The organism is Bacilliculturomica massiliensis (assembly GCF_900605495.1).
GTDB lineage: Bacteria > Bacillota > Clostridia > Peptostreptococcales > Anaerovoracaceae > Bacilliculturomica > Bacilliculturomica massiliensis.
The window spans coordinates 54,056-73,971 of the sequence record NZ_LR027602.1 but is presented as its reverse complement, the minus strand read 5'-3'; the positions used below and the strand labels follow the sequence as shown (position 1 = coordinate 73,971).

20 protein-coding genes are annotated in these 19,916 nt (G+C 55.8%); 1 reads left to right on the top strand and 19 read right to left on the bottom strand.

The annotated features are described in order from the left end of the window. Positions 1-157: 157 nt before the first annotated feature. From E0E37_RS07010 to E0E37_RS06970, 9 genes are all read right to left on the bottom strand, one after another. Positions 158-907, bottom strand: coding sequence for a creatininase family protein (locus tag E0E37_RS07010; RefSeq protein ID WP_246019656.1), 750 nt, complete (start codon positions 905-907; stop codon positions 158-160). 19 nt (positions 908-926) lie between these two features. Beyond that, positions 927-2,456 carry an ABC transporter substrate-binding protein gene (locus E0E37_RS07005; protein WP_130862331.1) on the bottom strand — a complete coding sequence of 510 codons (1,530 nt, stop codon included), beginning with the start codon at positions 2,454-2,456 and terminating at the stop codon, positions 927-929. Between the two features lie 105 nt (positions 2,457-2,561). Next, positions 2,562-3,533: an ABC transporter ATP-binding protein gene (locus E0E37_RS07000; protein WP_130862330.1), complete on the bottom strand. Its 972-nt coding sequence runs from the start codon at positions 3,531-3,533 to the stop codon at positions 2,562-2,564. Between the two features lie 5 nt (positions 3,534-3,538). Then, positions 3,539-4,528: an ABC transporter ATP-binding protein gene (locus E0E37_RS06995; protein ID WP_330548555.1), complete on the bottom strand. Its 990-nt coding sequence runs from the start codon at positions 4,526-4,528 to the stop codon at positions 3,539-3,541. A 65-nt stretch (positions 4,529-4,593) separates the two neighbouring features. Further along, complete coding sequence (locus tag E0E37_RS06990; protein WP_130862328.1) at positions 4,594-5,517, bottom strand: ABC transporter permease; 924 nt, start codon at positions 5,515-5,517, stop codon at positions 4,594-4,596. 11 nt (positions 5,518-5,528) lie between these two features. Next, positions 5,529-6,473 carry a nickel ABC transporter permease gene (gene nikB / locus E0E37_RS06985; RefSeq protein WP_130862327.1) on the bottom strand — a complete coding sequence of 315 codons (945 nt, stop codon included), beginning with the start codon at positions 6,471-6,473 and terminating at the stop codon, positions 5,529-5,531. Further along, positions 6,466-7,620, bottom strand: coding sequence for a beta-aspartyl-peptidase (gene iadA, locus E0E37_RS06980; protein ID WP_130862326.1), 1,155 nt, complete (start codon positions 7,618-7,620; stop codon positions 6,466-6,468). Before iadA ends, nikB begins: the two co-directional genes overlap by 8 nt. Further along, complete coding sequence (locus tag E0E37_RS06975) at positions 7,611-8,540, bottom strand: MurR/RpiR family transcriptional regulator (RefSeq protein ID WP_130862325.1); 930 nt, start codon at positions 8,538-8,540, stop codon at positions 7,611-7,613. Before E0E37_RS06975 ends, iadA begins: the two co-directional genes overlap by 10 nt. A gap of 129 nt (positions 8,541-8,669) precedes the next feature. Then, complete coding sequence (locus E0E37_RS06970) at positions 8,670-9,476, bottom strand: Nif3-like dinuclear metal center hexameric protein (RefSeq protein ID WP_130862324.1); 807 nt, start codon at positions 9,474-9,476, stop codon at positions 8,670-8,672. A gap of 286 nt (positions 9,477-9,762) precedes the next feature. On the opposite strand from E0E37_RS06970, the gene E0E37_RS06965 reads away from it, so the two are divergent. Continuing rightward, complete coding sequence (locus E0E37_RS06965; protein WP_330548554.1) at positions 9,763-10,587, top strand: SPL family radical SAM protein; 825 nt, start codon at positions 9,763-9,765, stop codon at positions 10,585-10,587. 21 nt (positions 10,588-10,608) lie between these two features. Here E0E37_RS06965 and E0E37_RS06960 read toward each other — a convergent pair whose 3' ends face one another. From E0E37_RS06960 to E0E37_RS06915, 10 genes are all read right to left on the bottom strand, one after another. Next, entirely contained in the window at positions 10,609-11,103 is a 495-nt protein-coding gene (locus E0E37_RS06960) for a pyridoxamine 5'-phosphate oxidase family protein (protein WP_130862322.1), read from the bottom strand. A gap of 140 nt (positions 11,104-11,243) precedes the next feature. After that, entirely contained in the window at positions 11,244-13,157 is a 1,914-nt protein-coding gene (locus E0E37_RS06955) for a M56 family metallopeptidase (RefSeq protein WP_130862321.1), read from the bottom strand. Between the two features lie 2 nt (positions 13,158-13,159). Beyond that, positions 13,160-13,519, bottom strand: a complete 360-nt coding sequence (locus E0E37_RS06950; RefSeq protein ID WP_130862320.1) for a BlaI/MecI/CopY family transcriptional regulator — start codon at positions 13,517-13,519, stop codon at positions 13,160-13,162. 129 nt (positions 13,520-13,648) lie between these two features. Next, positions 13,649-14,839 (bottom strand): M20 family metallopeptidase, encoded by a 1,191-nt coding sequence (locus E0E37_RS06945; RefSeq protein WP_130862319.1) that lies wholly within the window; start codon positions 14,837-14,839, stop codon positions 13,649-13,651. Next, positions 14,829-15,548, bottom strand: coding sequence for an aspartate/glutamate racemase family protein (locus E0E37_RS06940; RefSeq protein WP_130862318.1), 720 nt, complete (start codon positions 15,546-15,548; stop codon positions 14,829-14,831). The genes E0E37_RS06945 and E0E37_RS06940 overlap by 11 nt, the downstream gene beginning before the upstream one ends. Then, the gene (locus E0E37_RS06935) at positions 15,545-16,042 is read right to left on the bottom strand and encodes an L-2-amino-thiazoline-4-carboxylic acid hydrolase (protein ID WP_130862317.1); all 498 of its coding nucleotides are present in this window, start codon (positions 16,040-16,042) and stop codon (positions 15,545-15,547) included. Before E0E37_RS06935 ends, E0E37_RS06940 begins: the two co-directional genes overlap by 4 nt. Before the next feature lie 38 nt (positions 16,043-16,080). Beyond that, positions 16,081-17,055: an ABC transporter ATP-binding protein gene (locus tag E0E37_RS06930; protein ID WP_130862316.1), complete on the bottom strand. Its 975-nt coding sequence runs from the start codon at positions 17,053-17,055 to the stop codon at positions 16,081-16,083. Next, entirely contained in the window at positions 17,055-18,038 is a 984-nt protein-coding gene (locus E0E37_RS06925) for an ABC transporter ATP-binding protein (protein ID WP_130862315.1), read from the bottom strand. The genes E0E37_RS06930 and E0E37_RS06925 overlap by 1 nt, the downstream gene beginning before the upstream one ends. A 10-nt stretch (positions 18,039-18,048) precedes the next feature. Further along, positions 18,049-18,873, bottom strand: a complete 825-nt coding sequence (locus tag E0E37_RS06920) for an ABC transporter permease (RefSeq protein ID WP_130862314.1) — start codon at positions 18,871-18,873, stop codon at positions 18,049-18,051. A 15-nt stretch (positions 18,874-18,888) separates the two neighbouring features. Continuing rightward, positions 18,889-19,806 carry an ABC transporter permease gene (locus E0E37_RS06915; protein ID WP_130862313.1) on the bottom strand — a complete coding sequence of 306 codons (918 nt, stop codon included), beginning with the start codon at positions 19,804-19,806 and terminating at the stop codon, positions 18,889-18,891. Between the last annotated feature and the right edge of the window lie 110 nt (positions 19,807-19,916).

The window sequence follows — 19,916 nt, the reverse complement described above, 5'->3', positions numbered from 1 at the left end:
GGCCCAAGGTAAGCTCGATATCGCCAAAGAAAGGCGATATTTCCTATGTTATCAAAAAGGCGAACGCCGGAGATCTGAAGATCTTCGGCGTTCGCCTTTTTATTTTTCTCTGTCTGTTCCGCTTTCCTCCGGCGCTGGCCCCAGCCTTTTGGCCGCCTTATTTACCGATCTTCACGTGTCTGAATTCCTCGATAAACGCGGCGATGAAATCCGCCATAGCGCTCAGCATCTCTTTCCCCCACTCTTCGGTGGCGTACTTGGGATCGTCCGGACCGATCCAGCCGTTGGTCGTGTATTTCTTCACTTCCCGTGGAATGGGAACGCCTACATTCCGGAACAGGACCTTGTCAAAACCTGCGGTAGGAAAACGTTCTCCCATGTCGTCCACCAGCTCCATGGTCCGCATCTCATCAAAGTGGACCAGCCCGGGGTCTACCGCCATCATGGCCGCAGTCTCTTCCCCGCCGCCGTGCCCGCCCTTCCAGTCTGGATTCAGGTCTCCGGCAAGCTGCCACCAGTTCAGCATGACGCCTGCGGCTCCCATCCGGTCCAGATCCAGACAGACCTTTGTGATGGACGAACTGTTGCCGCCGTGTCCGTTGAGAAACAGGATCTTTCGCGCGCCGTGGCGGTACAGTCCTTCCGCGATGCGCTTTAAAAATTCGTACAGGCAATCCTCGCCCACCGACACGGTGCCGGCGTAGCCGGTCAGGTCGTCGCAGGCCCCGTAAGGACAGCTGGGAGCGATGAGGATCTCCGTCTTTTCCTCTATCATGTTCAGCAGCTTTTCAGGGATCAGGATATCAACGCCCAAAACATTGTGGCTGCCGTGGTTTTCCACGCTTCCCACAGCCATCATCACCATATCAGATGAACGGAAATAGTCTTCCGCCTGTCTGCAAGTCAAATTTGTCAGCCTCATAACATTACTGCCCTACCGTCACGTTGCGCAGGCGATGGTAACCGTTTACATCCACGGTAAAGCCCTCGACCTTGTTGCTGGCGCCCACGTTCACACTGCTGTAGTACAGCGGAGTGTACGGCGTGATATCTCCCAGCAGTTCTTCCAGCTGATCGTAATCCTTCTGACGTTCCGCCGGATCCGCCGTCTCGCGGCCCGCCATGACCAGACGATCCACGTCCTCGTTCTTCAGGAAGGCGTCGTTTCCGGGATAACCCACCTGAGAAGAGTGATAGAGGGAGTAATAGTTGTAATCCGCGTCAGCCGTTACGCAGACCCATCCGGTGTAGGAAAGGTCGTGGGAACCGGTTCCCAGTTCATCGATCCAGGTGCCGTACTCTCTTACCTGAATGCTGACGTCGATACCGATCTCTTTAAGCTGGTTCTGGATGACCTGACACACTTCCATCTTTACCGGGTCGTCGGTTACGGACAGCGTGCAGGAGAATCCGTCGGGATATCCCGCATCGACCATCAGCTGCTTCGCCTTCTCCACGTTGTGCTCATATACCTTGGACTTATCCGAATAGCCGAAGGATGAGATGGGGATCAGCGAATTGGCAGGCTGGCCGTTTCCGTACAGCATGGAATCCACGATCAGTTTCGTGTCAACTGCGTAACGGATGGCCTGCCGTACTTTCTCATTTGCAAAGTATTCCTTGGTCATATTCTGGGTCAGATAGGTAACGCTCTGAGAGGGAGCCTCGAACAGCTGGATCTCGCTGCTGTCCTTGATCCTCTGCGTGTCGTTGGCAGAGATCACGTAGGCCAGATCCGCTTCGCCTGTCTCCAGCGCGATCAGACGCTGCGACGCCTCGGGAACGACCTTCATCTGCAGGTTGGCAGTCTTCGGAGCGCCGAGGAAATAATCTTCATTGGCCGTCAGCTTCACATACTCGCCCTGCTTCCACTCGCCGAAACGGTACGCGCCGGTACCCACCGGATTCAGACGGAACGCCTCTTCGTCGGCTTCCACCACGTGTTTGGGAACGATGGCCGTGAAAGGCACGGTCAGATTGGACAGCAGCGGAGCGTACGGCTGCTTCGTTTTGATCAATACGGTGTAATCGTCTTCCGCCGTCACATCGTCGATGACGTCCACAACATAGGACACATAGGGAGACTGGATGGCGCGGTTCAGGGAGAACACCACATCCTCTGCCGTCATAGGCTCGCCGTCGTGGAATTTCACATCCTGACGCAGTTTAAGTCTCCAGGTCAGCTCGTCTACATTTTCGTAGCTCTCTGCCAGAAGCGGAGAAGGCTGATTGTTCTCATCCATGACGAGAAGCGTGTCAAAGATCTGACAGGTTACCGCTACCGCCGGCGTCTCTTTGCCGACGTGGGGATCCAGGGACGTTACGTCAGCCTGCTGCACCCACACCAGCGTGTCTTTCGCTTCCCCGCTGCCGCCGGACTGGTCGTCGCTTCCTCCGCCGCAGCCGACGGTGAACAGCAGACAAAGGGTCAAAATCAGTGCCAATGCCTTTTTCATTTTTCTTTCCTCCTTAATCGTTTGACTTATATATCTGCACCCGATCTTTTCCGCAGTGGAATGCGCAATGCGCGCGCCCCGCCGACGGGAGATACGGTTTCAGCATCAGGAATGGATCTCGTTTATCCGGGCGCAGGCCACGAAATGGCCCGGTTCATACTCGGTCAGCGGAATCTCCTCGCCCACGCAGGCCTCCGTGGCGTAGATGCAGCGGCCTGCAAAACGACAGCCCGGCTTGGGATCGATGGGAGAAGAGATCTCTCCACGCAGGATGACCCGCTCCATATGACAGTCGGGATCCGCCACCGGTATGGCGGAAAGCAGCGCCCTCGTATAGGGATGCAGGGGCTTGGCGAACAGCGCGTCTGACGAGCAGTATTCCACCATCATCCCCAAATACATGACCATGATGTCGTTTGACAGATGCTTGACCACGGACAGGTCGTGGGTGATGAACATGTAGGTCAGCCCCATCTCCTTTTGCAGATCCTGCATCAGATTCAGTATCTGCGCCTGAATAGACACGTCCAGCGCCGAGACCGGCTCGTCGCAGACGATGAACTTCGGCTGCAGGGAAAGGGCCCTGGCGATTCCGATCCTCTGCCTCCTGCCGCCGTCCAGCTCGTGGGGATAGGAATTGACGAATCTCTGCGCCAGTCCCACCAGATCCATCAGCTCGTTGACCCGTTTATCCAGAGCCGCCTTGTCCTTCTGACTGATGACCCCCTGAATGATCAGCGGAAAAGCGATGGCCTGACTCACCGTCATTCTGGGATTGAGCGAGGAAAAGGGATCCTGGAAGATCAGCTGCATATCCTTCTTGAGCTGTTTCATCTTAGCGGCTTTGTATTTCAGAATGTCCTCGCCCTGGAATATGACTTCTCCCGAGGTGGGATCCTGCAGTCTCAGGACCGCTCTTCCCAAAGTGGATTTTCCGCATCCCGATTCACCTACCACGCCCAGCGTCTTGCCTTTTTCGATGACAAAATTGATATCGTCCACGGCGTGGAGCTGACCCCGCGGCGTGGAAAAATATTTTTTCAGATGCCGGACTTCCAGCAATTTTTCATTCTGCATTTTTATCACTCTCCACTCTGAATCGGTTTCCCGCCGCTATAGCGCATGCACCTGACGATGTGTCCGCCTCCCAGATCCACCTCCGGCGGCTGCACCTGTCCGCACTCCGGCGTGGCGTACTGACACCGTGGATGGAATTTGCAGCCTTCCGGCAGATTGGCCGGATCCGGCATCATACCCTCGATGGGTCTCAGCCGGTCCACCTTTTCCGTCAGTTTCGGAATGGAGTCAAACAGTCCTTTCGTGTAGGGGTGAGCGCCCCGGTGGAACACATCCCGCAGCTCTCCGTATTCCACGATCTCTCCTGCATACATGATCGCCACATATTCGCAGTTCTGCGCCACCACCCCAAGATCGTGGGTGATGAGCAGAAGGGATGTTCCCAGTTTATCCCGCAGATTCCGTATGAGCTCCAGCACCTGAGCCTGGATCGTGACGTCCAGCGCCGTGGTGGGCTCGTCGGCGATGAGCAGCTTGGGATTGCAGGCCAGCGCGATGGCGATGACGACTCTCTGCTTCATGCCTCCGGAAAACTGATGAGGGTATTCCTCTGCACGCTGAGGGTCGATCCCTACCATCTGCAGCATTTCTTCCATCTTCTTTTTCGTGCCTTCTTCATCCAGATGCGCCTCGTGTACGCCGATCACCTCTGCGATCTGTTTTCCCACGGTCATGACCGGGTTCAGCGCGGTCATCGGATCCTGAAAGATCATGGAGATCTCTTTGCCGCGGATATTGTACATCTGCTCCTGTGTGAGTGAGACCAGATCTTTGCCCTCAAACAGGATCTCGCCGGATATGATCCGCCCCGGCGGCCACTGGATCAGCCGCATTACGGACTTGGCCAGGGTGGTCTTCCCCGCTCCGGTCTCGCCCACCAGTCCCACGGAAGCGCCCTGCTTCAGCGCCAGATTGACTGAGTTTACCGCTTTGACCAGGCCGTCCTCCGTCTCGTAGCGCACCACCAGGTCTTTGATTTCTAAAATATTATCCATCGCATTCATCCGTTCCTTTTCTATTTACCTAGCGTACTGTCCCGCTCACAAAACGGGTCGGCACACTAATTTTTCAGCTTCGGATCGAGCGCGTCGCGCAGCCCGTCTCCCACGATGTTGAGCGCCAGTATGGTCAGGAGGATCATGAGTCCCGGGAAGGCCGTGATGTGCCAGGCGTCGCGGATGTAGGCCCGCGCGTTGGTCAGCATAGCGCCCCATTCAGGAAGCGGCGGCTGAATGCCCAGTCCCAGGAAAGAAAGGCCGGCGATGGACAGGATAGCTCCCGCCATAGCCATGGTGATCTGCACGATCAGCGGAGCCAGCACATTGGGCAGGATCTGGTTGAAAATGATCACCCGGTCGGAAGCGCCCAGCGCCTTCGCCGCCTCGATAAATTCCCTCTCGCGCACCGACAGAACGGAAGCTCTGATAATGCGGGCGAATTCCGGAACATAGCCGATGGCAATGGAGATCAGCACATTGACCAGACCCGGCCCCAAAGCCGCCACGATAGCGATGGCCAGCAGCATGTACGGCAGCGCCAGCACCACGTCCATCAGACGCATGATCACATTGTCCACAATGCCGCTGTAATATCCTGAGATCGCCCCGATGATGGTCCCCACCATGGCCGCCGCCACGATGGCCGCCGCGCTCATGAAGAGAGAATATCTGGTTCCCCATAAGATGCGGAGCAGAATATCTCTTCCAAATTCGTCCAGTCCCAGAATATGCGCGCCGCTGGGTTCACCGAAGCGGTCCGTCAGGTCCTGCTTGATGATCAGGGAGTCGTAGATCGCATTGTCCGTGGCGATGTCGATGACGATCGTGCTGAGACCGATCAGCACCAGGATCATTAAAAACACCAGGCTGCAGACAGCCATTTTATTTTTCTTGAAACGTCTCCACGCGTCCATCCAGAGGGAGCGGCGCATAATCTCACTGTTCTGTACAAGTTCTTTGCTTTGTACAAGTTCTTTGCTCGTCATGTCTGCTCCTCCTAATGTTTATACTGCGCTTTGATACGCGGGTCGGCATATGCATATAAAATATCCACGATCAGGTTAACCACGGAGTACATTACCGCGAGAAACATGGCAGAACCAAGCACCATGGGCATGTCTTTCGATTTAATGGACTCGATCATGAAACGGCCCAGCCCCGGCCAGGCGAAGATCGTCTCCGTCAGAGCGGCTCCCCCAAGCAGCATGCCGAACTGCAGCCCGATAACGGTAATAATGGGGATCAGCGCGTTTTTAAACATGTGATACTTTGTTATGTAGCTTTCCTTCAGCCCCTTGGAACGGGCCGTGTCGATATAGTCCTGCCGCATGGCTTCCAGCATGCTGGACCGCGTCATCCGCATGATGCTTGCCGCACACCCGGTGCCCAGCGTCAGCGCCGGCAGGATCAGACTCTTGATCATCGGAACCAGACCCTCTCCCATACCCGAAGACGGGAGCCAGCCCAGATGGAGCGAGAACAGCATGACCAGCAGCAGGCCCAGCCAGAAATTTGGCATGGCTACCCCCACCAGTCCCAGCACCGTGGTGAGATTGTCCACCCAGCTGTATTGGCGCTTGGCCGACAGGATCCCTATGGGTACGCCGATGACCAGAGCCACCAGAATGCCCGCCACGGACAGGATCAGCGTGTTGGGAAAACGATCCAGCACCTGCATCAGCACGTCCAGCTTCGTCTTGTAGGAAGTGCCCAGGTCCCCGTGGAGAACATCCCCCATATAATGTGCGTAGCGCACGAGGACAGGATCGTCCAGGCCCATTTCATCCCGCAGAGCGTCCACGCTCTCCTGCGTGGCCTGTTCGCCCAGGATCATTCTCGCAGGATCTCCAGGGGAGACAGCCAGAATGAAAAATACCAGAAACGAAACGCCGATCAAAACCGGGATCATCATCAACAGCCGTTTCAGCACATATTTATACATGTCTTCCTTCCTCCACATCAAGCGCGATCTCTTCAAAAGCGCCCTTTGCCTTCAGCTTTTTATCCAGCATCATCAATCTTCCCTTGGCAAACACGCTGTCCACCCGCAGATCCCCGTCCAGCAGCACCATGTCCCCGTCGCTTCCCGGCAGCAGAGCGCCTTTTGCCGGATACAGATTCAGGGCCTTCGCCACATTGGCGGTGATCAGCGAGATCGCGGTCTCCATGGGTACGCCGTAGTCCACGATGAGATTGCGGATCACTTCGTAGAGCGGTTCCATGCCGCCTACCTTCACGTCGATGATCTCCCGCTTGTCGTTCCACACAGGGATGCTGCCGTTGGAGTCCGAGCTCACCGTCATTCGCTGGATCCCCGCTTTGTTGATCACATCGTACAGATCCCCGGCCTTATCGGGCTCCGCTGTGAAATCGGACCAGCCTCCCATCTGCATAAACTGGACCGCTTCTTCCAGATGATTGTCCATGTGCGTGGGCCGGAAATGCGTGATGGGGATCTCCGCCTCTTTTACGATCTCCATGATCTCCGCCAGCTTGCGGCCGATCCCTCCCAGGTGGATGTGCAGCACGCCGGGCTTGCCGGAAACAAGGGCCGCCATGCGGATATCGGAAGCCAGCCGAATGATCTCCTCTTTGGTGGGACGGGAACAGCGGTGGTCCGACGTAGCCAGCTTACATCCGATGATCTCGTCGATGTACACGATATCCTTTGCCACAGAACCGGTGACCGTCACCGGCGGATAGGCGTATGCGCCTGTCAGACAGAAGGCCGTGATCCCTTCATTTTTAAGCGCTTTGGTCTTCGCCACCAGATTTTCCACACTGCGGGTAAAGCTGTCTGTACCCAGGACCCCCACCAGCGTAGTGACGCCGGCTTTGATCACGCTGGAAAGCATCAGTTCCGGCGTCCGGGAGTGAAAACCACCCTCCCCTCCGCCGCCGGTCACGTGCACATGCTGATCCACAAAGCCGGGGACAGCTGTCTTTCCCGTTCCGTCGATCTCCCGGATCCCTGGTATCTGCGGGTCCAGATGACTTCCCACGGCGGCGATCCCGCCGTTGATGATCAGTATGTCCTGCACGCCCCGCGGCGCCGGATCGTACACCGCAACATTTCGAATTAAATACATCTATTCTCCTCCTTTATTTCAGGCCCAAGGCCAGATAGATCTGTATAAAAATATTCGTTGGTGTAGGCCGGGATCGCCTGACTTCTGAAATATCCCTCGATCTCTTTCGTCTTCTCGTTGTAATTGCGGAACCGCTCCTTGTCCTTCAGGATCAGCATGGAAGAAAGGATGTCCGCCAGCGCGACGCAGGAAGCCACCGAATTGTGAAACACCAGAGCGTCAGACCTGCACAGCAGCGTGGCCCTGGCGTTTTTTACGATGGGCGAGGTGATCTTGTCCGTAACAGCCAGCACCGTGGCCCCTACGCTGTCCAGATATTCGCCGATGGCCACGGTCTGAGCCGAATAAAACGGCAGCGTGATGAGAATAAAGACGTCTTCCTGCCTGTAGTGCGCCAGAGCTTTGAGCACGGCGCCGTAATCCGTCACATCCACCAGCACCGCGTCCGCTCCCGTGTCCCCCAGCTTATCTTCGTAAAATTTGGCGATGGTGCGGGAAACGCCGTGACCGGCGATATAGATGCGCCCCGCGTTGTCCAGCGCCTCCACAAAGGCCTCCAGCGCTCTGTAGTTCAGCTGGTCCAGCGTCTCCTCCACGCTCTCCGCGTGCAGTTTTTTCAGACTGTTGAACGTGCTTTCATCAGCGCTGTACTGGTCCGCCGACATCTCCAGCTTGTCATTCCAGAACAGACGCCTCTGCAGATACTCCTTCAGCGCGTCTCTCACGCCCGCGAAGGTCTTGTATTCCGTCTTGGCGCAGAACCCCAGGATCGTGGCTTCTGAAGCGTTCACCGTCTTTGAAAATGTTTTTAATGTATAAAAGCAGACTGCATCGGGATTACCGATGATAAACTTCGCGATCCGCTGCTGCGTCCGGCTCAATTCCGGCAGAAGTTCGCTGATTGCAGTGATTACGTCCACGTTCCCCTCCCTTTTTTCTGTTTTGCGTGAAGCCGGCCGCGGTGATCTCTGTCTTGTCCGCGCACCGGCACGTTACCCTTTCAAATAAACCTTTCCACATCCCGTCCGGAGGCAGGCCCGCCTTTCCCCCTAAAGCTCGGAAAAGACCGGCGTCTCTTCGATGAATTCCGCCGGCAGCCCTCTCTCTTCAAAGTATCTGCACATGGCCATGGGCGCAAACTTTTCCGTGGAGTAATGAGTACCCCCCATCAGGCTGATCTCCTGGGACCGCGCCACTGCGTGGGAAGAAGTGAACCAGTCCACAGACGGGGACGTCACTCCTGTAAAAAAGAGCCGGATGCCCTCCCTGTGAAGCAGCGGAAAAATGTCCGTCTCGCCGGCCCCGCCGGCCATGATGGCGATCTTTCCGTCCTGCAGCGCAGCATCCCCGTATTGGTAAAGACTGCACGGGTGTCCCAGGGTACGCTCCGCCGTCTGCCTTATGTCATGGACGGTGCGCCAGGGACCCGTACAGAAAAGTCCCATGACAGCGCCGTTCTCCTCGTAAAATACATTGTACGGCGTAGCGCCGATGGCTCTGGCCAGGCTAACGCCGGGCGAATAGGGCCCGGTCTGATCCAGCGGAAGGTGAAGGCTGAAATGACTGATCCTGTTTTCCTTCATGTAAGCCAGCTCTTCTTCTGAGAATGACCGCGGTTCCCGGCCCTCCTCACGCTGAGAGCGCGGATGATGGGTGAAAAGCAGACAGTCGCACGCGCCTCGGGCCCGCAGCTGGCCAAGGACTTCGGATCCTGCAAAAGTGGCCGTGTAGACCTTTTCTATCTCCTGGGCAAAATCCACCAGAAGGCCGTTCTGCGCCGGATCGTCATAATCCCCGGGATGAAAATAAGAATTCAGCTCGTCGCAGACCTTTTTTGCAGCCGTTTTTCCAATCATTGTATTTACCTCGTTTTTTGATATAAATTAAAGCGTTCACTTTAATTTTGTAATTTTATAAATTGTAACACGAGCTTAATATAGTTGCAATGCAATTCTTACAATATTATAAAAATTCTATTTTTAAATAGTAAAAAAATTCATGCTGACGCAGATCATAAATATGACATACTGTCGTCATGTTTTGCGTGATAGAATATCTTTAATAGAATATCATTCGCTGAAAGGATCAGATGAACCGATGCATTTTGTCAACGCCAAAGGAATTTTATCCGCCGGAAACGGCATGAATCTATATCGCGGCTGCACCCACGGATGTATCTACTGCGACAGCCGGTCCTCCTGTTATCAGATGGATCACGATTTTGAAGACATTGAAGTAAAACAAAACGCGCCCCAGCTTTTGGAGGACGCGCTGCAAAGAAAACGAAAAAAATGTATGATCGGGACGGGGGCCATGTGCGACCCATACATGCACTGCGAAGAAGACCTGCGCCTGACCCGCCGGTGCCTTGAGATCGCAGAGCGGTACGGCTTCGGGGTCGCCGTCCAGACAAAATCCAGCCGCATTCTGCAGGATCTGGATCTGCTCTGCCGCATCAACCGCAAAGCCAAGTGTGTGGTCCAGATGACGCTGACCACCTTCGACGAAGAACTGTGCAGGATCCTGGAGCCTCATGTCAGCACTACACAGGAACGTTTCGAGACGCTGACGACCCTGCGCGGTCACGGGATCCCCACGGTGGTGTGGCTGTCTCCGGTACTGCCCTTCCTCAACGATACGGAGGAAAACCTGCGGGGCATTCTGGATTACAGTTTCCGGGCCGGTGTAAAGGGGATCCTCTGCTTTGGCATTGGCACGACCATGCGTTCAGGCGACCGGGAATACTTTTATGCCGCGCTGGACCGCTCCTTCCCCGGCCTGAAGGAAAAATACATCAGGCGCTACGGCCTGTCCTACCAATGCATCAGCGACAATAATGACAAGCTGATGGAGCTTTTCCATGGGGAGTGCCGGGCCCGCGGCGTCATGCACCATGTAAACGAGATTTTCGAATACCTGCGCGCATTTCCAGCCGCAGATCCCGGGGAGCAGCTGCGCATGTTCTGATGGCTTTTGGGACGCTGGTTTTTAAAGCTCCGGCACGTCTCCCTCCAGGAAGGACGATTTGCCGCTGATATGTTCGATGTCCATACCGATGACGCCTACCGGCATACTTCCCTGGGTGTATTTCTGGATCCACTCCATGCTCACCGGATCAAACTTCTCGATGATCGCCGTCAGCGCCTCCGCTTTTTCCTCCCGATCCGTTACCATAAAAGCTTTGCCAAAAACGCAGACGGAGGAATAGCGGGTGTCCCGTTTTCCTTCCAGCAGCATGAGCCTGCCGTCCACCACCGTGTAACACACCTGAGGGTGATTCCTGATGGCCTCCAGCTTGTGCCCGTCTTTTGGAGCGCAGTGCATATAGAGCCTGCGGCCGATCAGCACGTGGTGCAGGGGCACCCCGTAACAGTAGCCGTCCGGGGACAGGGTGGAGAGCACTCCATAACAACCGTTTTTCAGCAGCTCAACAGCAGCCTCTTCCGACAACTCATATTTTTTCTTGATCATCTCAGGAAACATGATTCACCTTCTCTTTCTGTATCTGTATTGCAAAGGGACACAGGGAATCTTTCCCTGATACATTCATTTTAGGTCAGAAGACGCTCTTTTTCAAGGGTCAAGAAAAAATGGGCCGTTCAGAAGAAAGAATGCCGCGCTCTTTAAAACAGCGGCTCCGCCCCGGTCTCCCCGGCGTTTATCAGCCATGCGCGTTCGATCCCGCAGCTTCTCAAATGGTCGATCAGATTGTTTCTCTGGAGCTCGGCCAAGTCCTCATAGCCGCCGTAATGGTCCAGAATTTTTTCAGAGAGCCCTTCGATGCGCCGGCCGGATACGGGCATAGTGCAGAACCTTTCGATCGACTTGTGAAACGCATTTCCGTCTTCCGCCGTTTCATATGATTCCAGCTGGAAGGAACCGTCCGGGGATTCCACATAGGTGATCGCCGCGGGTATCACGCTCCCTCCTGCGTCCTTTACCTCTTCACCCCACACGGTATAAAGAGCGTCGTAGACCGTGGCGAACACTTTCAATTTATCTTCTTCCCGAAACGTGCCGTGCAGGCGGACGGCAGGCACCAGAAAGGCCCCGTCGCGCCGGTAATTGCTTTCCCGGTAAAGTTCTGTATCATAGACCAGTCTGAGGACCGGATCGTCTCCCTCATAAGAGTAATCCGGCAGGCGCGTCTCTCCCCCTATGTCCGGATACTGCCCGTTTAGGAACTGGAGCAGGAGAAACATCTGCGGCATATGCTTTTCCATCTCAGCCTCGCCCTTTTCTTCCAGGCGCCTCATGGCCTTTTCCTTGTACGCCTCATACCACTCCTGACCTGTGGCAGACGCCGTTTTGCCGTCCTCCCCGCAGAGCTCCCGGCAGACCTGTTCCATCAGAGCGCCTTTCAGTCCTGTCTGCCCGCCCTGTTCGAAGGCGGAAAAACAGTAGAGCAGCGCGCTGTCGCCATCGTTAACGATGGCCCGGTATGTGGCCGTATCGGCTTCAATGTACGCGGAAGGCGCGGATGAGCCCGGCGCGGCCTCCATCAGTTTTTCAAAGAGAGAATCCAACCGTGAGGAAACGTTGACCGCCTGTCCATGGGCGGATGCGCTGCCCGGCCCTGCAGGGTCCGGCAGCCCCGAAGGCTCCGCCGACGCCCGGTCGGTCAGAAGCCCCACGGAAGCGGCGGCGATCACAGCCATCACGAGAACCGCCCACCAGATCGCCGGTTTTCTGTAGTTCAATATATTTTTGATACGCCCTTTTGCATTTTTTTCGCCGAAGGCCAGCGGGCAGCCTCCCAAAAACCGTTTATTTGCAGACAGGGCCAGCAGCGAGGCGGAATACTCCTTTTTTACCTGGCTGCCCATGCGCCGGATCACACTTTCATCACAGGACAGCTCCATATCCTCGCTCATCAGAGCGAAGGCGGCCCATGCCAGAGGGTTGAACCAGTGAATGCAGACGGCCAGATACATCAGCGGCTTTACAATATGATCCAGTCTCCTGATATGCGTCCTCTCGTGTTCCAGAATGTAGCCTTTCTCCTTCCCGCCCAATCCCGGCGGCAGGTAGATCGCCGGGCGCAGGATCCCAAACACAAAGGGCGTCTCCACGGTATCCAGTTCGTAGACGCCTTCCCCTGCAGGCACAGCCATTTTAAGCTGCCTGCGGAATCGCAGGACGCTCCATGCGCTTCCGCTGAGAAGCAGCGCCACGCCGCAGACCCAGACCGCCGCGGCCAGAAACAGATAGATCTGCATGGGATTGACGCTGGCATAAGGCGTCGCCGCCGGAAGAACGGCGCTGACGGCCTGATCCACGGCGGAGATCCCGCTGTGGATCTGCGGTGTGGGCTCGAAGGCGATATGGCCGGGCACGGTCTCCGGACCCACCGGAAGCAGACTCAGCGCGCTCTGTATGGAGACGGGACAGAGCAGCCGGATGAGCACCAGCATCCAGAGGACGTGCGAATAGATCTTCGGCGCCCGCTTCAGGCACAGTCTGAGACAGATCACGGCCAGGATCACAAAGACCGCCGTGATGCTCATATTCAGGACTTTCAGAAATACCCCTTCCATCTCTATCCCTCCCTGTGTTCGTCGATCAGCTTCTGCAGTTCCTGTATCTCCTCCTCCGTCAGTTTCTGGCTCCGCGTGAACGCAGTCAGAAACCGGGGCAGAGAACCGCCGAAGGTCTTATCCACAAAGGCCTTGCTCTGCTCCGCATAAAAGCTTTCTCTGGTGGCGCACGACCGTACGACTCCCCCCTCGTTTTTGAAGATCCCCTTTTCTTCAAGCCGTCTCAGCATCGTATAGGTGGTGGACTTCTTCCAGTTCATGCGCTCCCCGCAAAGCCCCACCAGATCTGCCGACGACAGAGGCTCCCGCTCCCATATCAGGTCCGCCAGCCTCGACTCTGCTTCTGTCAGTCTTCTCTCCATAATATCCTCCCTGGTTTACATATTGTAGACCAATTTCAGTCTACAATATGTAAACCAATTTGTCAAGTTTCTTCCCCGATCATCTCTCCTGAGTTTTGTCCGCGTCATTTTAAAAGGCCGCTTCCGGATCTATCCCGGAAACGGCCTTTTAAAATACAGCTGTATAAAATCGTACAGCATATCCATATAGCGGTATGCCGTTGAGAGTACGATGTACTCATTAGCCTTGTGGTAGTCGTGTCCCTCCGGCCCAAAGAGAAGGGTGGGGATACCCAGCTGAGTGTACAGGATATTGCCGTCGCTGACGCTCTGATTCAGCCGCAGTTCCGGCCGGCTCTCATAACCGTCCTCCAGCAGCTTCAAAAGCATCCTGAGGTCCGGATGGCTGCGGTCCAGCTCATAAGAGGGATAGTACGGCACCTCCCGGCTGATGGAAAGATCCCCCTTTCCCACCCGGCGGGTATACAGTTCTCTCAGCTCTCCGATGAACGCTTCCGCTTCTTCGCCCACGTACAGCTGTTTATTCAGCAGAGCCGTGCACACCTCGGGAATGTTCAGACTGTAGCCTCCGTATTTGCTCCCGATGCGCAGAATACAGTGGGAAGCCCGCCGCCCTGCCAGATACTGCGGCGTATAGACCCTGTTGATCTCATCCAAAAAAGCCGCCGTACAGTCGATGGCGTTCACACCCGTCTCCGGGTTGGCTGCGTGGCCGGCTGTCCCCCGTATCTCCAGGGACAGAAGCACCTTCCCCGTAGCGCCCGTTACGATATTATCGTAATGCGGTTCTGCGAAAACAGCGAAGTCGGGGATCTCCTGCCGCTCATCGGATCTCTTTCTCTGAACGTAATCGTTGGCTCCGATGGAATGGCGTTCTTCATCGCAGAGAGCCGTGAATTCGATCTCGCCTGCAAAACAGGCTCCTTCGTCTATGAGTTTCTTCAGAACAGTGACCTGAGCCGCCAGACCGCCTTTCATATCGGCTGCGCCCAGACCGTAGCCCCGGTCTCCCTTTACCGTCAGCCGGAGGGGATCCGTATCCCACCCCTCTGCCGCAGAGACCGTATCGATGTGTCCGCCCAGCAAAAGTCTGCGCTGTTTCTTCTCCGCGGGACTGCCGCAGGCTTTTGGACCGCTTCCGCTCAGAGCCGCCGTCACGCTGCAGCTCTTCCCCTCCACCCGCTCAAGTCTCGCTTCCATCCCCAGGTCGTCTCTCAGCAGTCCGGCCAGAAAGGCCGCGCAGTCCTCCTCGTTCTGCGACTGGCTCGGTATCGAGACGAGACGGCTCAAGAGATCCATAAAATATTTGTTATAATCCATTTTCTTTTCCTCTGCGGTAGGCCGGGTACGCCCGTTTACTGTGGAGAAGGCCCGTGCGGACCGCCAGCTCCGCGAAGGCCGCCGCCAGAAAAGCCGGATCGAGGACCTTCACGCCGAATTCCCGCTCCAGCTGGTCGCCGTAATCCGCCATGCCCAGACAGCCCAGTACGATGGTATCTGCGCCGTCCTGCTCCACCGCTTCCCGGCAGACCTTCGCCAGATAGTTTTTCGTGGCGGCGGGATCTTCACGCAGTTCTGTGACGGGAATGTCCAGAGCCCGCACGGAAGCCATCTTGTCCCGGGCGGTTCTGTTTTTCATGAGCCGCCGGCGTGTCCGCACGATATTCCCACTGACCGTGGTGACCACGGTGAAGCGGTCGGATATCATGTCCGCCGCCGCCAGCGTCACCTCCCCGGGCCCAACTACCGGTATGGACACATTCTCTCTGGCCGCGTCCAGGGCCAGATCGCTGAAACAGTAGATGATCACCGCTTCGAAGCCCTCCTTCTCCGCCCGGATGCACTCCCGCACGATCTCCGTACCCGCCAGGACTTCGTCGGTGTTTGATTCGATAGAATCCGGACCGCTGCCAATGCAGTCCACACAGATCTCCGTGTCCGGCGACAGCGCCCGCGCCAGCATGCGCTCACGGTCGTCCAGTGTCCGCCTGTCCATGCCGCTGTTGGGTATGATCACTTTGATCCTCATAACAGCTCCCCTTTTTTTGTTTTATCCTTATACACGGTCAGGGACTCGCAGCAGCCGTCGCCCTTCAGCACATTGCGGACCGGCCGGAATTCCACGTTGTCACTGTAACCCTCGCGGAGCGCGATATCGATCAGACAGTAAATATGGCCGATCTCCGCCCAGTCTTTTTCCATCCATACATCTGCAAATGTGCAGCTGTCCGTTATATTGTGCTTCTCGTCATTTTCGTAGCTGCGGTGAACATCCCAGCCCTCCGCGATGGGAATATCATAATAGAGATCCAGGTTTTCCAGCGTCAGCGGCAGTCCGTCCGCCCTGACCTGTTCCGCGATCTTCCGTCCGCGTTCATGTCCGAAATCGATGATCGCCCGCTCAAAGGATTTTCTGGCCTCGTCTCCGAAATCTTCCAGAACGGCTTTTGTCATATAATAATACATGTTCGCCATATGCACCGACATGGCCCGGACCGCTTCTCCGATCGTATTTACGCGCATCTTTTTACCTCCAGTAGTCTTCTTTTCCAGTCTCCTTCTTATTTATACAGGTGGCATCGCACCTTATGTCCGTCCGCCGCCTCCGTCACAGAGGGCTCCTGTTTCCAGCAGATATCGCTCACGCTGTCGCAGCGGTTGGCAAAGGGACAGCAGACTCCGATCAGCGAAGTGTCGATCTCGTTTTTCAGAGCGGGTTTGTTTCGCTTGGGCAGGTCGGGATTGGTGCTGGGCGTCGCCTCCACCAGCGCCCGCGTATAAGGATGCAGCGGCCTTGCAAACAGCTCCTCCTTAGAGGCCTCCTCAAAGATGTATCCCAGATACATGACGATCACCCTGTCCGATATATGCTTTACCACGGACAGATCATGGGAGATAAAGAGATAAGAGATCCCGTATTTCTTCTGGATCTCCTCCATGTTGTTGATGATCTGAGCCTGTATGGACACATCCAGCGCAGACACCGGCTCATCGCAGATGATGATCTTGGGCTGAAGGCAGATCGCTCTTGCGATCCCGATGCGCTGCCGCTGACCGCCGCTGAACTCATGGGGGTAACGGTCTATCTGCTCCTTCTGCAGACCCACGTCCGCAAAGATCTTCTCGATATATTCGCGCTTTTCCTTTTTGCCCGTAACGATGCGGTGAATATCCAGGGCCTCCTCCACCGCCTGCCCCGCCGTCAGCCTGGGATCCAGCGACGCGTAGGAATCCTGAAAGATCATCTGAATGTTCTTCCTGATCTCAAGCTGACTCTTCCTGTCCCTGCTTCTGTCCGCGATATTTTTCCCTTCGAAAAAAATACTGCCGGAGGTGGGCTGGATCAGGTCCACGATCATCCTGCCCGTGGTGGATTTGCCGCAGCCGCTTTCGCCCACCAGGCCCAGCGTCTCCCCTTTATTTATGTGAAAGGAGACATCGTTCACGGCCTTGAACACCTTTTTTTCCTTTTTCAGAAACCCTGTTTCCTTTATAAAATGCTTTTCCAGCTTTTCCACTCTCAGAATTTCTTCCATTATGAATCCACCACCTCTCCCTGGCCGTCGTACTTCCAGCACCGCACCCGATGCCCGTCCTCCAGCCGGATCAGCTTCGGTTCCTCCTCTCTGCAGCGGTCGGTGCACTGTGTGCACCTGTTGCTGAAGCTGCATCCCTCCGGCAGCGCCAGAAGGCTGGGCACGCTGCCCGGTATGGTGGACAGCTTCTGCTGTTCGGCGTCGATGCTTGGGATCGCTTTCAGAAGCGCTTCGGTGTAGGGGTGCCTGGGATGCTTCATTACCTCGTAGGTGGAAGCGTATTCCTGTATCTTGCCGCAGTACATGACTGCCGTATTATCCGCGATCTCATTGATCACGCCCATATCGTGGGTGATGAAGATGATCGACATGTGAAGCCGGTCCCGCAGTTCCTTCAGCAGGTAGATGATCTGCTGCTGGATCGTAACGTCTAAGGCCGTGGTCGCTTCGTCCGCGATAAGGATCTTCGTATCTGTGGCCAGCGCCATGGCGATCATGACGCGCTGGCGCATTCCCCCGCTCAGATGGTGGGGATATCTGGTCAGCAGTTCTTCAGGATTGGTGATCTTGACCTGCTTCAGAAACTCGCAGGCCCTTTGGTTCGCTTCCTCCTTCGACAGACCCAGGTGCAGCCGGATCCCTTCCGTCAGCTGTCTTCCGATGGTCAGCACCGGGTTCAGAGAGGTCATGGGCTCCTGAAAGATCATCGTGATGTCCTTCCCCCGCACCTGTCCGATGGCCTGCTTATCCGCCAGCAGATCCCTTCCGCGGTAGATGATCTGCCCTTCCGCGATTTTTCCCGGCCTGGGCACGATCTGAAGAATGGACTTGACCGCTACACTTTTTCCGCTTCCGGATTCCCCGATAATTCCCAGGATCTCGCCTTCCCGCAGGCTGAAATTTACTCCGTTCACCGCTTTGGACACGCCGGCCTTCGTATAGAAATACGTATGGAGATTTTTTACATCCAAAATGTTTTCCATGTCGTCACCATTAATATTCCTTTACATCCAGAGTGTCGCGGAGACCGTCGCCCAGCAGATTGAAGCCAAGCACAGTGATAGCGATGGCGATCCCCGGAAAGATCGCGATATGCGGTTTTGTCATCAGGTACGCTCTGGCGTTGGAGAGCATTGCCCCCCACTCCGCGCTCATGGGATCCGCTCCCAGACCCAGGAAGCCCAGTCCTGAAATGATCAGGATCGCCTCGCTGAACGTGAGCGTGGCCTGTACGATGATCGGCGCCATGCCGTTGGGCAGGATATGGCGGAACAGTATTTTCATATTGCTCTGCCCCAGAACGCGGCAGGCGTCCACATATTCGTTCTTTTTCGTCTTCAGCACCGAACTTCTGACGATTCTGGCAAACCGCGGCACCGTGGCGATGCTGACGGCTACGATGGCTCCCTTCAGCCCGGTCCCGATGATGGCGATCATGAACATGGCCAGAAGAATAGACGGAAAAGCCATCAGGGTGTCGATGATACGCATGAGGACCATATCCAGTTTCCCCTCAAAGAAACCGGCCAGAATTCCGATGGCAGTTCCCACCAGCCCGCCGAACAGCAGAACGGATACGCCGATCAGCACAGAGGTCCGCGCTCCGTAAATGATCCCGCTGAAAATATCGCGCCCCATCTCGTCCGTTCCCATCAGGTGCTCCGCACTGGGGAGCGCGAGAACGTTGTAGAGATCCATTTCCGAGTAATCCTGCGTGGCGATCAGCGGGGCAAACAGGGAGGCCAGCAGGAAGATCAGGATAAAAAATATTCCGAGCACCGCCAGCTTGTTGCTCAGAAGCCGCTTTAGAAATTTCATATCACGCCGCCTCCTCTATGCATCCTTCATCTTTGGATCCAGTTTGTAGTAGGTGGAATCCACAATGAAATTCACCACCACAAACACGACTGCAAGAAGCAGGATGGACGCCTGAATGGCCGGATAATCCCGCTTCGTCAGCGAGTCTACCAGATAGCGGCCCAGCCCCGGATAAACAAACACCGTCTCTGTCAATACCGCGCCGCCCATGAGATACCCGAACTGCATGCCGATGGTGGTCACGATGGGGATCATGGCGTTCTTCAGAGCGTGTACCAAAATGACGGTCCTGCCCCTGAGCCCCTTTGCTACGGCCGTGACCATGTAATCCTCATTCAGCACCTCAAGGACGCTGGAGCGGGTCATTCTGGTGATGATGGCCATGGAGTTCATGCCGATGGTGATGGTGGGCAGTATGTAGCTGACCCACGTATCGTTGCCCGTGGCCGGAAACCATCCCATCTGGACGGAAAAGACCATGACCAGCAGCATCCCCACCCAGAAGATCGGCATGGAGATCCCAATGATGGCGATGAACATGGAGATCAGGTCGATAAACGAATTGTGCTTCAGTGCGGAGACGATCCCCAGCAGCAGTCCAAAGCCGACGGCAAACACGATCCCCAGGGCCGACAGGATAAACGTATTGTGAAATTTGTCCATTAGGACAGGCAGTATGGGCTGTTTCGTGGCCAGCGAGGTACCGAAGTCCCCCTGCAGGATCCCTCCGGCCCAGTGAATGTATTGAACGACCAGCGGTTTGTCCAGGCCCATTTCAATTCTCACGTTCTCTACCTGCTCCTGCTTCGCCCCCGCGCCTGCGTAAACCATAGCCGGATCGCCCGGAATCAGGTGAACGATGCAGAAGACGATGATCGAGGTCAGAAACACGACCACGAGAGCAGACAGCAGTCTTTTCATTACATATTTCATGTCGCTCCGCTTCCTTCATTCTCAGATCGCCGGGATGGCGCAGATCTCGTCGGTCCCGGCGGTTTTGATCCGGGGCGGGCGCCGTCTCCGGCTCTCCCGCCCCGAAAAAG

Excerpts from the sequence above, each read along its gene's own strand:
- E0E37_RS06945 (WP_130862319.1), bottom strand. The coding sequence starts at position 14,839 with ATGGATTATAACAAATATTTTATGGATCTCTTGAGCCGTCTCGTCTCG.
- E0E37_RS06930 (WP_130862316.1), bottom strand. The coding sequence starts at position 17,055 with ATGGAAGAAATTCTGAGAGTGGAAAAGCTGGAAAAGCATTTTATAAAG.
- E0E37_RS06940 (WP_130862318.1), bottom strand. The coding sequence starts at position 15,548 with ATGAGGATCAAAGTGATCATACCCAACAGCGGCATGGACAGGCGGACA.
- E0E37_RS06915 (WP_130862313.1), bottom strand. The coding sequence starts at position 19,806 with ATGAAATATGTAATGAAAAGACTGCTGTCTGCTCTCGTGGTCGTGTTT.
- iadA (WP_130862326.1), bottom strand. The coding sequence starts at position 7,620 with ATGTATTTAATTCGAAATGTTGCGGTGTACGATCCGGCGCCGCGGGGC.
- E0E37_RS06935 (WP_130862317.1), bottom strand. The coding sequence starts at position 16,042 with ATGCGCGTAAATACGATCGGAGAAGCGGTCCGGGCCATGTCGGTGCAT.
- E0E37_RS06990 (WP_130862328.1), bottom strand. The coding sequence starts at position 5,517 with ATGACGAGCAAAGAACTTGTACAAAGCAAAGAACTTGTACAGAACAGT.
- E0E37_RS06925 (WP_130862315.1), bottom strand. The coding sequence starts at position 18,038 with ATGGAAAACATTTTGGATGTAAAAAATCTCCATACGTATTTCTATACG.
- E0E37_RS07000 (WP_130862330.1), bottom strand. The coding sequence starts at position 3,533 with ATGCAGAATGAAAAATTGCTGGAAGTCCGGCATCTGAAAAAATATTTT.
- E0E37_RS06950 (WP_130862320.1), bottom strand. The coding sequence starts at position 13,519 with ATGGAGAGAAGACTGACAGAAGCAGAGTCGAGGCTGGCGGACCTGATA.
- E0E37_RS06955 (WP_130862321.1), bottom strand. The coding sequence starts at position 13,157 with ATGGAAGGGGTATTTCTGAAAGTCCTGAATATGAGCATCACGGCGGTC.
- E0E37_RS07005 (WP_130862331.1), bottom strand. The coding sequence starts at position 2,456 with ATGAAAAAGGCATTGGCACTGATTTTGACCCTTTGTCTGCTGTTCACC.
- E0E37_RS06995 (WP_330548555.1), bottom strand. The coding sequence starts at position 4,528 with ATGGATAATATTTTAGAAATCAAAGACCTGGTGGTGCGCTACGAGACG.
- E0E37_RS06970 (WP_130862324.1), bottom strand. The coding sequence starts at position 9,476 with ATGATTGGAAAAACGGCTGCAAAAAAGGTCTGCGACGAGCTGAATTCT.
- nikB (WP_130862327.1), bottom strand. The coding sequence starts at position 6,473 with ATGTATAAATATGTGCTGAAACGGCTGTTGATGATGATCCCGGTTTTG.
- E0E37_RS06965 (WP_330548554.1), top strand. The coding sequence starts at position 9,763 with ATGAATCTATATCGCGGCTGCACCCACGGATGTATCTACTGCGACAGC.
- E0E37_RS06920 (WP_130862314.1), bottom strand. The coding sequence starts at position 18,873 with ATGAAATTTCTAAAGCGGCTTCTGAGCAACAAGCTGGCGGTGCTCGGA.
- E0E37_RS06960 (WP_130862322.1), bottom strand. The coding sequence starts at position 11,103 with ATGTTTCCTGAGATGATCAAGAAAAAATATGAGTTGTCGGAAGAGGCT.